Raw genomic sequence first — 12,169 nt, 5'->3', positions numbered from 1 at the left:
TTACATGCGGAACACGCCGAAGCGGCTCGGCTCGATGGGGGCGTTCAGCGCGGCGGACAAGGCCAGGGCCAGCACGTCGCGGGTCTGCAACGGGTCGATGACACCGTCGTCCCACAGGCGTGCGCTGGAGTAGTAGGGGTGGCCCTGAGTCTCGTACTGGTCGAGGATCGGCTGCTTGATCGCCGCCTCTTCCTCGGCACTGAACCCTGTGCCCGCACGTTCGGCTTGTTCGCGCTTGACCTGCACCAGCACGCCGGCCGCCTGTTCGGCACCCATCACGCCAATGCGTGCGTTCGGCCACATCCACAGGAAGCGTGGGTCGTAGGCTCGGCCGCACATACCGTAGTTACCCGCACCAAAACTGCCGCCGATGATGACCGTGAACTTCGGCACCTTGGCACAGGCCACTGCCGTGACCAGCTTGGCGCCGTGTTTGGCGATACCGCCGGCCTCATACTTCTGGCCGACCATGAACCCGGTGATGTTCTGCAGGAATACCAGTGGAATCCCGCGCTGGCAGGCCAGTTCGATAAAGTGCGCGCCTTTTTGCGCGGCTTCGGCGAACAAGATGCCGTTATTGGCCAGGATCGCAACCGGGTAGCCCTGCAGGTGCGCAAAACCGCACACCAGTGTGGTGCCGAACAGTGCCTTGAATTCATCGAACACCGAGCCGTCGACCAGCCGTGCGATGACCTCGCGGACATCGAACGGTTGCTTGGCATCGGCCGGGATCACGCCGTAGAGTTCTTCGCCGCTGTACAGCGGCGCCTCGGGCGGCCGTTGCCGCAACTCACCCTGCTTGCGCCAGTTGAGGTTGGCTACACTGCGGCGCGCCAGGGCCAGGGCGTGTTCATCGCTGTCGGCATAGTGGTCGGCCACGCCGGAGATTTTGCAGTGCACGTCCGCGCCGCCAAGGTCTTCGGCGCTGACCACTTCGCCGGTAGCGGCTTTCACCAGCGGCGGGCCGGCGAGGAAGATGGTGGCTTGCTGACGCACCATGATTGCTTCGTCCGCCATGGCGGGCACATAGGCACCGCCTGCGGTGCATGAGCCCATGACCACGGCGATCTGCGGGATGCCCTGGGCGCTCATGTTCGCCTGGTTGAAGAAGATCCGCCCAAAGTGCTCGCGGTCAGGGAACACTTCATCCTGACGCGGCAAGTTGGCGCCACCGGAGTCCACCAGGTAGATGCACGGCAGGCGGTTCTGCTCGGCGATGGTCTGGGCGCGCAGGTGTTTTTTGACGGTGAGCGGGTAGTAGGAGCCGCCTTTCACCGTGGCGTCGTTGGCGACGATCATGCATTCGACGCCTTCCACGCGGCCGATCCCGGCAATCACCCCGGCGGCCGGCACGTCTTCACCGTAGACCTGGTGAGCGGCCAACTGGCTGAGTTCCAGAAACGGCGAGCCGGGATCCAGCAGGCGGTTGATGCGCTCACGCGGCAGCAGTTTGCCGCGTGAGGTGTGCCGCTCCTGGGCCTTGGCGCCGCCGCCTTGCTGTACTTGAGCAAGCAAGGCGTGGAGGGCGTCGACTTGTTCGCGCATCGCCCTGCTGTTGGCGGCGAACTCCGCCGAGCGCGGGTTGAGCTGGGTGTGCAAGGTGGCCATGGCGTGCTCCCTCAGCGGGTTTCGTTGAAGAGTTCGCGACCGATCAGCATCCGGCGAATTTCGCTGGTGCCGGCGCCGATTTCATACAGCTTGGCGTCACGCAACAGGCGTCCGGCAGGGAACTCATTGATGTAGCCATTGCCGCCGAGAATCTGGATGGCATCGAGGGCCATCTGCGTGGCGCGTTCGGAACTGAACAGGATCACCCCGGCAGCGTCCTTGCGCGTGGTTTCGCCGCGCTCGCAGGCCTGGGCGACCGCGTACAGGTAAGCGCGGCAGGCGTTGAGTTGGGTGTACATGTCGGCGACCTTGCCCTGGATCAGCTGGAACTCACCGATGCTCTGGCCGAACTGCTTGCGGTCGTGGATATACGGCACGATCAGGTCCATGCAGGCTTGCATGATGCCAATCGGGCCACCCGCCAGGACCACGCGTTCGTAGTCCAGGCCGCTCATCAGCACTTTGACACCGCCATTGAGCGTACCGAGGATATTTTCTTCGGGCACCTCGACGTCATCGAAGAACAGCTCGCAGGTGTTGGAGCCGCGCATGCCCAGCTTGTCGAACTTGTTGCTGCGGCTGAAGCCTTTCCAGTCGCGCTCGACAATAAATGCGGTGATGCCATGGGCGCCTTTTTCCAGGTCGGTCTTGGCGTAGATCACATAGGTGTGGGCGTCCGGGCCGTTGGTGATCCAGGTCTTGCTGCCGTTAAGCACGTAGTGATCGCCGCGTTTGTCGGCGCGCAGCTTCATCGAGACCACATCGGAGCCGGCATTCGGCTCACTCATGGCCAGTGCGCCGATATGTTCGCCGCTGATCAGCTGGGGCAGGTACTTGAGTTTCTGCGCGTGGCTGCCGTTGCGGTTGATCTGGTTGACGCAGAGATTGGAGTGGGCGCCGTAGGACAAGCCGACCGAAGCCGAAGCGCGGCTGATCTCTTCAATTGCCACCACGTGGGCCAGGTAACCCAGGCCGGCGCCGCCATATTCTTCCGCGACGGTGATGCCCAGCAGGCCCATGTCCCCGAACTTGCGCCACATATCGGCGGGGAACAGGTTGTCGCTGTCGATCTGTGCCGCGCGCGGTGCCAGCTCCTTGGCCACGAAGGACTGCACTTGATCGCGCAGCATGTCGATGGTTTCGCCGAGGGCGAAGTTAAGGGACGGGTAACTCATGGACAGGCACCTTAATGTGAGCTTTGTTGTTGTGTGGGTTGAGCGCCAGGGGAGGTCGCTAACCTTTACGTTAACGTAAGCTTGCCTTGCGACGCTGTCAATCGTAGTTTACGTTTACGTCAACCTACAAAAAAGACAACAGGGGTCGTTATGGATCAACCGCATCAGAGCTACAGCCGTGGCTCCCAGGACAAGACCTTGCTGGCCATGACCATTGGCCAGGCATTCGATCGCACCGTCGCGCAGTATCCGGATGGCGAGGCACTGGTGGTGCGTCACCAGCAATGTCGCTACACCTGGCGGCAACTGTCTGCGGCGGTGGATCTGCACGCCCGCGCATTCCTGGCCCTGGGCATGCAAACCGGCGATCGCCTGGGTATTTGGGCGCCCAACTGTGCCCAGTGGTGCATCAGCCAGATCGCCAGCGCCAAGATCGGCGTGATCCTGGTCAACATCAACCCGGCGTATCGCAGCAGCGAACTGGAGTACGTGCTCAAGCAGTCCGGCTGCCAGTGGCTGGTATGCGCCGGGTCGTTCAAGACTTCCGATTACCACGCCATGCTGCTGGAGTTGAAGCCCGACCTGCGCGGCATCATCAGTCTCGACCCGGCCCCGCCTGCGGGTTTCCTGCCCTGGTCGCAACTGGCGGCGCTCGGTGCAGGCGTGCCGCCCGAGCAATTGCATACCCGCCAAGCCAGCCTGCACTTCGACCAAGCCGTCAACCTCCAGTACACCTCCGGCACTACCGGCTTCCCCAAGGGCGCCACCCTCAGTCACCACAACATCCTCAATAACGGTTACATGGTCGGCGAAAGCCTGGGCCTGACGGCGCAGGATCGCCTGGTGATCCCGGTGCCGCTGTATCACTGTTTTGGCATGGTCATGGGCAACCTGGGCTGTATCACCCACGGCACCACCATGATTTATCCGAATGATGGCTTTGATCCGCTGCTGACCCTCACCGCCGTCGCCGAAGAGCGCGCGACCGGCCTGTACGGTGTGCCGACCATGTTTATCGCGATGCTGGATCACCCACGCCGACGCGAGTTCGACCTGTCGACCTTGCGCACCGGCATCATGGCCGGCGCCACGTGCCCTATTGAGGTGATGCGCCGAGTGATCAGCGAGCTGCACATGAGCGAGGTGCAGATCGCCTACGGCATGACCGAAACCAGCCCGGTGTCGCTGCAGACGGGGCCGGATGACGACCTCGAGCGCCGTGTCACCACCGTTGGCCGCACCCAGCCGCAGTTGGAAAACAAGATCATCGACACTGCCGGTAACACTGTGGCGCGGGGCGAGATCGGCGAGTTGTGCACCCGTGGCTACAGCGTGATGCTCGGCTACTGGAACCACCCGCAAGCCACCCGAGAGGCCATCGACGATGCCGGCTGGATGCACACCGGCGACCTTGCGACCATGGATGAGCAGGGCTACGTGAGCATTGCCGGACGCAACAAGGACATGATCATCCGAGGTGGCGAGAACGTGTACCCGCGTGAGCTGGAGGAGTTTTTCTTCACCCATCCGGCGGTGGCGGATGTGCAGGTCATCGGCATCCCGGACGCGCGCTACGGTGAAGAGATCGTCGCTTGGGTCAAGTTCCATCCCGGCCACGCCGCCAATGAGCTGGAACTGCAAACCTGGTGCAAGGGCCGTATCGCCCACTTCAAGACGCCCCGGTATTTCAAGTTCGTGGATGAGTTTCCGATGACGGTGACGGGCAAGGTGCAGAAATTCCGCATGCGCGAGATTTCCATCGAAGAGCTGGGGGAAGGGCGGGGGTAAACCCCGGAAAGCACAAAGGGGACCCGAAGGTCCCCTTTAATTTGTCGTTGCGTGCTCTTTTTTTATTATTGAGGGGCGGCCTATTGTTGTTTTTGGCAGCCGTTACCCTTTACCGCTGTTTTTGGCGACCCCCATGCGGGGTCAAGAGCAAACGTATTTTTTTGAGCGCTGATCTGCTTCTTCGCGTGCGATCCAACCAGTGGGTAGCTACCTGATGGTAGTTTTATTGTTCTCTATCCGGTTGCGGGTTTCGGCATGCCGTACCCTGCGAAGCACATCTTCTCCAAAAAAATCTGTTAGCTGCGTCTCTGCCGTGTTGTTTTTGTTATGTCAGAGTCGTTTCGTCTTATTTTTATTAGGTTTGGCGCTTTTTATTCTTGTTATGCCATAGAGATAGCAGAAGCCGTGCCAACTTTTTAAAACCCTTTAAAATCAATGGTTTGATTTTTTAGTAGGCAACGGCCTACGGCAAATAAGACAAAATATGTTCCCGTGTTACTCGTTAAGTAGCGAGGCGGTAACACATTGTCACGACCACGCTACTCAAACGGCGTTACGCGCCTTGGCCACCCGCGAGCCCGTGGGGCGGCCCAGCACCGCGCTGATCTTTTGGCCTGCACGTATCAAGGCGTCCAGGTCGATACCGGTCTCGATACCCAAGCCGTTGAGCAGGTACAGCACATCTTCGCTGGCGACGTTACCGCTGGCGCCCTTGGCATAAGGACAGCCGCCGAGGCCCGCGATAGAGCTGTCGAACACACTGATCCCTTCCAGCAGGCTGGCGTAGATATTGGCGATCGCCTGGCCATAGGTGTCGTGAAAGTGCCCCGCCAGCTTGTCCCGCGGCACTTGGGCGCCCACCACCTCGAACAAGCGCCGCGTGGCGCCTGCGGTGCCGGTGCCGATGGTGTCGCCCAGGGACACTTCATAACAGCCCATGGCGTACAACTCCCGCGCGACAGCCGCCACTTGTTCTGGTGCAACTTCACCCTCATAGGGGCAGCCCAGCACACAGGACACATAGCCGCGTACGCTGACGCCATGCTGCCGGGCGGCGGCCATGATCGGCGCGAAGCGCTCCAGGCTTTCGCTGATGGAGCAGTTGATATTGCGTTGTGAAAACGCCTGCGACGCCGCCGCAAAGACCGCGACTTCCTTCACCCCCGCAGCCAGCGCATCTTCAAAACCGCGCAGGTTCGGCGCCAGGGCACCGTAGGTCACCCCAGGTTTGCGCTGGATCTGTGCAAACACCTCGGCCGACCCGGCCATCTGCGGCACCCATTTGGGTGAAACGAAACTGCCGACTTCGATATAGCTCAAGCCCGCCGCGCTGAGCGCGTTCACCAATTGGACCTTGTCGGCCACGCTGATGGGCTGGGCTTCGTTCTGCAGACCGTCGCGTGGGCCGACTTCGACCAGGCGGACATACGAGGGGAGGGACATGGCAGTTACCTTCTGATCAATGGCCGGCTTGGCTCATGGTGTGCGCCAGGGCCTGGGTGCAGCGCTCTTCGGCGGTGTCCAGTTCCAGCTTCATTTGTTCGATATCCAGCAACTGTTGCTCAAGCTGCGCACGCCGTTCGGCGATCTTGGCCAGCATGCTGTTGAGTTGCACGTGGTTGCCGCTGGTGGGGTCGTAGAGTTCGATCAACTCGCGGCACTCGGCCAGGGAGAAGCCGATGCGCTTGCCGCGCAGGATCAGCTTGAGGCTGACCTTGTCCCGCGCCGAGTAGATGCGCTCCTGGCCCCGGCGTTCCGGGGCCAGCAGGCCTTGTTCTTCGTAGAAGCGAATGGCGCGGGTGGTGATGTCGAGTTCGCGGGCGAGGTCGGAGATGCTGTAGGTCGTACTCATGGTGGCGCTCAAGGGATGGCTTGGGCGCTAGGCTAGTGTCAGCTTTACGTATACGTCAAGGTCAAGCCGGTTTGCTGTCGAACTTCTTTTCCTGTGCCATGACTTGTTGGCACAACTCGATCATTTGCTCACGCATCCAGCGGTTGGCCGGGTCCTGGTCGGTGCTCTCATGCCAGTACAAGTGGGTTTCCACGGGCGGCACGTCGTTGACCGGCAGGTTGAACCAGTGCAGTTCGTGGCGGCGGGCGAAGCGTTCGGGCACGGTCATCACCATGTCGGTCTGCTGCAACACCTGCGAGGCCATCAGGTAATGCTGCGAGCGCAGGGCGATCTTGCGCTGGATGCCCATCTTGCCCAGCGCCAGGTCGACATGGCCCAGGCCGTTGCGGCGGCTGGAGATGTGAATATGGGTCAGTGCCAGGTAGTCATCCAGGGTGAACTTGTCTTTGCCCGCCAGTGGATGGCCTTTGCGCATCGCACACACGTAGCGGTCTTCCATCAACTTGACGTGGCGCACCTGTGGGTCGGTGTTCAGCGGCGCATCCACGGCAAAGTCCAGGCGCCCGGCCGCCAGCTCTTTGGTGGTCTCGCGGCGTTTGGACAGGAAACTCTCGATCGCTACCGTGGGCGCCAGGCGGCGCAGACGCTGGAACAGCAGGGGCAGAATCACCGCTTCGGTGAGGTCGGTCATGCTGATGCGGTAGGTCTTGGCCGCCTGCTGGGGGTTGAAAATCCGGCTTTCCTGTACCGACACCCGCAGCAACGACAAGGCATTGCGCACCGGGCCGATGATGTTCTGCGCCATGGGCGTGGGCACCATGCCCTGGGCGGTACGCACGAACAGCGGGTCGTTGAAGGTTTCGCGCAGACGCGCCAGTGCGTTGGATACCGCCGGCTGGGTGATGCCGACAATCTGCCCGGCGCGGGTCAGGTTGGCTTCGGTATAGATCGCATCAAAAACGATAAACAGGTTGAGGTCGACCTTGCTCAGATTCATTGCGTTGCGCTCTTATTGTTAGATGGCGATTTGTCAGGTGCTCATGCGTTGATCATATATCGGTGATGAATGTTAATACACGCCGAGAATAGGCTAGGTAAATTATCAGCGCTGTTCTAGCATCAATTCCATGCCCTAAACAACCTCTCAAAGAAGGGAGCTGCCCATGGATTTTGCCTATTCGCCCAAGGTTCAGGAACTGCGTGAGCGCGTCACCGCCTTCATGGATGCGTATGTCTACCCGGCCGAGCCGGTGTTTGAACGCCAGGTCAGCGAAGGCGATCGCTGGCAGCCCACTGCCATCATGGAAGAGTTGAAGGCCAAGGCCAAAGCCGAGGGCTTGTGGAACCTGTTCCTGCCGGAATCCGAACTGGGCGCCGGCCTGACCAACCTTGAATATGCGCCGCTGGCCGAAATCATGGGGCGCTCCTTGCTCGGCCCGGAGCCCTTCAATTGTTCGGCTCCCGACACCGGCAACATGGAAGTGCTGGTGCGTTATGCCAATGAAGAACAGAAGCAGCGCTGGCTCGAACCGTTGCTGCGCGGCGAAATCCGCTCTGCCTTTGCCATGACCGAACCGGACGTGGCGTCCTCAGACGCCACCAACATGGCTGCCCGCGCCGAGCGCCAGGGCGACGAATGGGTGATCAACGGTAAAAAATGGTGGACCTCCGGCGCATGTGACCCGCGCTGCAAGATCCTGATCTTCATGGGCCTGAGCAACCCGGACGCGCCGCGTCACCAGCAGCACTCGATGATCCTGGTGCCGGTGGATACGCCCGGCGTGAAAATCCTGCGCCCGCTGCCGGTATTCGGCTACGACGATGCCCCCCACGGTCACGCCGAAGTGCTGTTCGAGAATGTGCGGGTGCCCTACGAAAACGTGCTGCTCGGCGAAGGCCGGGGCTTCGAGATTGCCCAGGGGCGCCTTGGCCCGGGCCGTATCCACCATTGCATGCGCTCGATCGGCATGGCCGAGCGCGCACTGGAACTGATGTGCAAGCGCTCCGTCAGCCGTACCGCATTCGGCAAGCCATTGGCTCGTCTGGGCGGCAATATCGACAAGATCGCCGACTCGCGCATGGAAATCGACATGGCGCGCCTGCTGACCTTGAAAGCGGCGTACATGATGGACACTGTCGGCAATAAAGTGGCGAAAAGCGAAATTGCCCAGATCAAGGTGGTGGCGCCGAACGTAGCGTTGAAGGTCATCGACCGGGCGATCCAGATCCATGGCGGCGCGGGCGTGTCCAACGACTTCCCGTTGGCCTACATGTACGCCATGCAACGCACCCTGCGCCTGGCCGACGGCCCGGACGAAGTGCACCGCGCGGCGATCGGCAAGTTCGAGATCGGCAAGTATGTGCCGCGGGAACTGATGCGTAGCGGGCAGTAGGACTGCGTCGCCTGCCATCGGGAGCAAGCCCCCTCCCACACTAGACTGTATTCACAAATAGAAATTTGCGAATCCAATCAAGTGTGGGAGGGGGCTTGCTCCCGATGAGGCCAGTATCAACAACACAACCCCCACAGATCTCAGTACACCCAAACCTCCACCCGCCGATTCTTGATCCGCCCCTCATCCGCCGTATTCGCCGCCACCGGCATCTGCGCACCAAACCCACGGATATCACGCAGCACCACGCCGCTCTTGACCAGTTCCCGGCGTACCGCCATCGCCCGCAGCTCGGACAGCAACGCCGCCCGCTGCGGATCATTCTTCACATCGCCAAACCCCACCAACGTGACCTGCTTGTCGAGCTTGCCGTGGCCTTTCAGGTACGCCACCACCCGCTGCAAATCCTGCCGCGCCTTGTTGTCCAGGCTGGCGCTGCCTTCCTCGAAGCGGAAGTTCACGCTCAAGCGCTGGGCGTCGCGGGCGATGGCTTGATAGTCCTCGGGCATCGATGGGCGTGGCTCCACACTGATCGCCTGCACGTGCTGGGCAATAAAGCCACTGGCCGCCACGATCGCCTGGCCTTTGCCGCTCTGGGTAAAGTCCACCAGGGCTTTGGCCCAAGGGTTGTGGTTGGACGGCGGCAGGTAAAAGAACAACCGGCGTGACAACGGGTAGTCCTCGGTCGCAATCAGGCTGGCCAGCGGCAGCATGGGTTGGGAGTCGCCGTCGACAATCGCCACGGCCTTGGCCTGGCGCACATAGGGCAGGCCGATAAAGCCAATGCCTTGGGGATCGTGGCTCACCGCATCGGACAAGGCCTCACTGGACTCGAAACGCTGGGCACTGGTGGCCAGGGGCTTGCCACGCCGGCTCAATACCAGCTCCTTGAACGTGTCATAGGTGCCGGACTGATCATCCCGCGCATACAAATGGATGCCGCCACCGATCCCGCCCAGTGCCTCCCAGGTACTGACCTCACCGTTGAAAATCTGCGCCAATTGCTCGGTGTTCAAGGTGGTGAGCGGGTTGCGCGGGTTGAGGATGATCGCCAGGCCATCGATGGCAATCACTTGTTCGGCTTCAGGGCTTTTCAGGTCACCCAGGGGCTCGAGGTCTACCAGCTCGCTGTCCTTGATGGGGCGCGAAGACGCCGCCAGGTCGGCGTTGGCCATGTTCAGTGCGGTAAACCCGGTGCTGGAGCCGTGGGCCGCGACCTCGATGGTTACCGTTTTGCCCTGGCGCGTCTTGCCCACCCAGCGCTGTTCATTGCTGCCTGGGGTGGGTTCGCCGTGTATTCCCTGCAACCCCTGATGCTCCATCACCCCTTTGACCAGCGCCGGCCCCAGTGCCGCGCCAATCGTGTTGGAGCCCTGGATGCGTAACGCAGGGCCTTGGTCGGGAACGGGGAGGGCAGCGGCCACCGCGACGAGCGGGAACAGGGTCAGCAGGAACAGAACGCGCAGCCTCATGCCGGCACCTTCTTTAGCCAAAGGGAGTGCCGGCAGAATAAGTCAGGCAGATGACATCAATATGACTGCCACACCGGGGGACAAAATGTGGGAGGGGGCTTGCTCCCGATAGCGGTGGATCAGTTGATACATTTGCCGACTGACCCTTCGCTATCGGGAGCAAGCCCCCTCCCACACTGAAACAACCAGGTTCAGCCGGGAATCAGCTCAACTCAAGCCAGATCGGTGCATGGTCCGACGGCTTTTCCAAACCGCGCAACTCGTAATCCACACCGGCATCCTTGACCCGCGCCAGCAAGCCGTTGGACGCCAGGATCACATCAATGCGCAAGCCACGCTTGGGCTCGTCTTCAAAGCCGCGGCTGCGGTAATCGAACCAGCTGAAGCGGTCGGCTACCGTCGGGTTCAAGTGCCGGAAGCTGTCCACCAGGCCCCAATTTTTCAGGCGCGCCATCCATTCGCGCTCTTCCGGCAGGAAACTGCACTTGCCGGTTTTCAGCCAGCGCTTGGCGTTGTCGGCGCCGATGCCGATATCGCAGTCTTCCGGGGAAATGTTCACGTCGCCCATCACCACCAGAGCCTGCTCATTGTTGAACTGGCTTTCCAGCAGGTGCTGCAGGTCTGCATAGAAGCGCTGCTTGGCCGGGAACTTGGTCGGGTGGTCGCGGCTTTCGCCCTGGGGGAAGTAGCCGTTCATCACGGTGATCGGGTGGCCGTTTTCATCCGCGAAGGTGCCCCAGATAAAACGGCGCTGGGCGTCCTCTTCATCCGTGGCAAAGCCTTTGTGCACGCTTAGCGCCTCTTTGCGCGAAAGCAGCGCTACGCCGTAATGGCCTTTTTGCCCGTGGTAATACACGTGATAGCCCAAAGCCTGTACTTCGGCCAAGGGGAACTGGTCATCGTGGACTTTGGTTTCCTGCAGACCGATCACGTCGGGTTGGTGTTTCTCGATCAACGCCGCCAACTGATGAGGGCGGGCGCGCAGCCCGTTGATATTGAAAGAGACGATTTTCATGGTCGGCAGTCCAGTCTGGCAAAACGGCGATGCTAGCCGACAAGTCCGACGGGGGCCAGCGTGGCGGTAGGGTGGATGCACTGCTAATGTCTGGGAACGACTCGCGCCGTACAAGTTCGTACCCATAAGAACGCCACCTTTCAATGGCGCCCAGGGAGATTGAACGTATGCCCGACACCACTGCCCAGATTCACCTGCTCGACAGCGGATATTCCCGCGAAGCCCGCTCATTGCTGTACCAGGCCTATCGTCATGAGCCGACCTTCGCCTATATCTTCGAAGCCGAGCGTCCGGGCTACGAGCAGCGCGTGCGGGCCACGGTGCGCGAGCTGGTCAAGCAGCATTTCTTCCAGAACTTGCCGGCCATCGGCCTATTGGTGAATGACCGCTTGATCGGCATTGCCTTGATCGCGCCACCGCAACGGCGCCTGGGGATCACCGAGAGCTGGGCCTGGCAATTGCGCATGTGGCTGAGCACCGGCGTGCGCGGTACGCGCCGTTACCTGGAATACCATCACGCGGTGTTGGCGTGCCTGCCGGGGGACGCGGTGCATGTGCTGCCGCTGTTGGGCATTCATCCGCAATTCCAGGGCAAGCACTACGGCGAGCAACTGCTGGAAGCGGTGCACAACTGGTGTGCCGAAGACCCACACTCGTCGGGCGTGGTGCTCGACACCGGCAACTCCCGCTACCTTGAGTTCTACAAACGCCAAGGCTATGAGGAAATCGGTGAAGTCGCCGTAGGGCCGATCCTGGAGCACGTGTTTTTTCACCCCAATACCCAGGCGTTACATGCTGCAACGGGTTAAGACAGAATTATTCAGACAATTCCGAGTTCAAACAGTCTCCCTAGCTCGTGTAGCATC

The 12,169-nt window shown here is 61.1% G+C and carries 10 protein-coding genes; 3 read left to right on the top strand and 7 right to left on the bottom strand.

Features of this window, described 5'->3' with window-relative positions:
* Both DK870_RS16830 and DK870_RS16825 read right to left on the bottom strand, forming a co-directional pair.
* Positions 1–1,608, bottom strand: coding sequence for a carboxyl transferase domain-containing protein (locus DK870_RS16830; RefSeq protein ID WP_060756727.1), 1,608 nt, complete (start codon positions 1,606–1,608; stop codon positions 1–3).
* 11 nt (positions 1,609–1,619) lie between these two features.
* Complete coding sequence (locus DK870_RS16825) at positions 1,620–2,783, bottom strand: isovaleryl-CoA dehydrogenase (RefSeq protein WP_104994175.1); 1,164 nt, start codon at positions 2,781–2,783, stop codon at positions 1,620–1,622.
* A 150-nt stretch (positions 2,784–2,933) separates the two neighbouring features.
* Here DK870_RS16825 and DK870_RS16820 point away from each other — a divergent pair, with 150 nt between their 5' ends.
* Positions 2,934–4,571 (top strand): AMP-binding protein, encoded by a 1,638-nt coding sequence (locus DK870_RS16820; RefSeq protein WP_161549182.1) that lies wholly within the window; start codon positions 2,934–2,936, stop codon positions 4,569–4,571.
* A 543-nt stretch (positions 4,572–5,114) separates the two neighbouring features.
* On the opposite strand, the gene DK870_RS16815 is transcribed toward DK870_RS16820, so the two are convergent.
* The 3 genes from DK870_RS16815 to DK870_RS16805 form a co-directional block, all read right to left on the bottom strand.
* Positions 5,115–6,014, bottom strand: a complete 900-nt coding sequence (locus tag DK870_RS16815) for a hydroxymethylglutaryl-CoA lyase (protein ID WP_161549181.1) — start codon at positions 6,012–6,014, stop codon at positions 5,115–5,117.
* Positions 6,015–6,030: 16 nt separating this feature from the next.
* The gene (locus DK870_RS16810; RefSeq protein ID WP_060756723.1) at positions 6,031–6,423 is read right to left on the bottom strand and encodes a MerR family DNA-binding transcriptional regulator; all 393 of its coding nucleotides are present in this window, start codon (positions 6,421–6,423) and stop codon (positions 6,031–6,033) included.
* A 61-nt stretch (positions 6,424–6,484) separates the two neighbouring features.
* Positions 6,485–7,420, bottom strand: coding sequence for a LysR family transcriptional regulator (locus tag DK870_RS16805; protein ID WP_090370153.1), 936 nt, complete (start codon positions 7,418–7,420; stop codon positions 6,485–6,487).
* Between the two features lie 166 nt (positions 7,421–7,586).
* Between DK870_RS16805 and DK870_RS16800 the strand changes: the two genes are divergently transcribed.
* Complete coding sequence (locus DK870_RS16800; RefSeq protein ID WP_090370155.1) at positions 7,587–8,816, top strand: acyl-CoA dehydrogenase; 1,230 nt, start codon at positions 7,587–7,589, stop codon at positions 8,814–8,816.
* Between the two features lie 140 nt (positions 8,817–8,956).
* On the opposite strand, the gene DK870_RS16795 is transcribed toward DK870_RS16800, so the two are convergent.
* A complete protein-coding gene (locus DK870_RS16795) occupies positions 8,957–10,288 on the bottom strand; it encodes a phosphate ABC transporter substrate-binding/OmpA family protein (RefSeq protein ID WP_161549180.1) in 1,332 nt (443 codons plus the stop codon).
* Between the two features lie 202 nt (positions 10,289–10,490).
* Positions 10,491–11,303, bottom strand: coding sequence for an exodeoxyribonuclease III (xthA, locus tag DK870_RS16790; protein WP_060756719.1), 813 nt, complete (start codon positions 11,301–11,303; stop codon positions 10,491–10,493).
* Between the two features lie 167 nt (positions 11,304–11,470).
* Between xthA and DK870_RS16785 the strand changes: the two genes are divergently transcribed.
* Complete coding sequence (locus tag DK870_RS16785; protein ID WP_161549179.1) at positions 11,471–12,112, top strand: N-acetyltransferase; 642 nt, start codon at positions 11,471–11,473, stop codon at positions 12,110–12,112.
* Positions 12,113–12,169: the final 57 nt, after the last annotated feature.

This window comes from Pseudomonas sp. Q1 (assembly GCF_009935975.1).
GTDB lineage: Bacteria > Pseudomonadota > Gammaproteobacteria > Pseudomonadales > Pseudomonadaceae > Aquipseudomonas > Aquipseudomonas palleroniana.
Note: the sequence above shows the minus strand (reverse complement) of the source record. Positions and strands in the feature narration are given on the sequence as shown.

What these genes read in the sequence shown, in the direction of transcription:
- DK870_RS16830 (WP_060756727.1), bottom strand. Translation starts at nt 1,608, where the DNA reads ATGGCCACCTTGCACACCCAGCTCAACCCGCGCTCGGCGGAGTTCGCC.
- DK870_RS16825 (WP_104994175.1), bottom strand. Translation starts at nt 2,783, where the DNA reads ATGAGTTACCCGTCCCTTAACTTCGCCCTCGGCGAAACCATCGACATG.
- DK870_RS16820 (WP_161549182.1), top strand. Translation starts at nt 2,934, where the DNA reads ATGGATCAACCGCATCAGAGCTACAGCCGTGGCTCCCAGGACAAGACC.
- DK870_RS16815 (WP_161549181.1), bottom strand. Translation starts at nt 6,014, where the DNA reads ATGTCCCTCCCCTCGTATGTCCGCCTGGTCGAAGTCGGCCCACGCGAC.
- DK870_RS16810 (WP_060756723.1), bottom strand. Translation starts at nt 6,423, where the DNA reads ATGAGTACGACCTACAGCATCTCCGACCTCGCCCGCGAACTCGACATC.
- DK870_RS16805 (WP_090370153.1), bottom strand. Translation starts at nt 7,420, where the DNA reads ATGAATCTGAGCAAGGTCGACCTCAACCTGTTTATCGTTTTTGATGCG.
- DK870_RS16800 (WP_090370155.1), top strand. Translation starts at nt 7,587, where the DNA reads ATGGATTTTGCCTATTCGCCCAAGGTTCAGGAACTGCGTGAGCGCGTC.
- DK870_RS16795 (WP_161549180.1), bottom strand. Translation starts at nt 10,288, where the DNA reads ATGAGGCTGCGCGTTCTGTTCCTGCTGACCCTGTTCCCGCTCGTCGCG.
- xthA (WP_060756719.1), bottom strand. Translation starts at nt 11,303, where the DNA reads ATGAAAATCGTCTCTTTCAATATCAACGGGCTGCGCGCCCGCCCTCAT.
- DK870_RS16785 (WP_161549179.1), top strand. Translation starts at nt 11,471, where the DNA reads ATGCCCGACACCACTGCCCAGATTCACCTGCTCGACAGCGGATATTCC.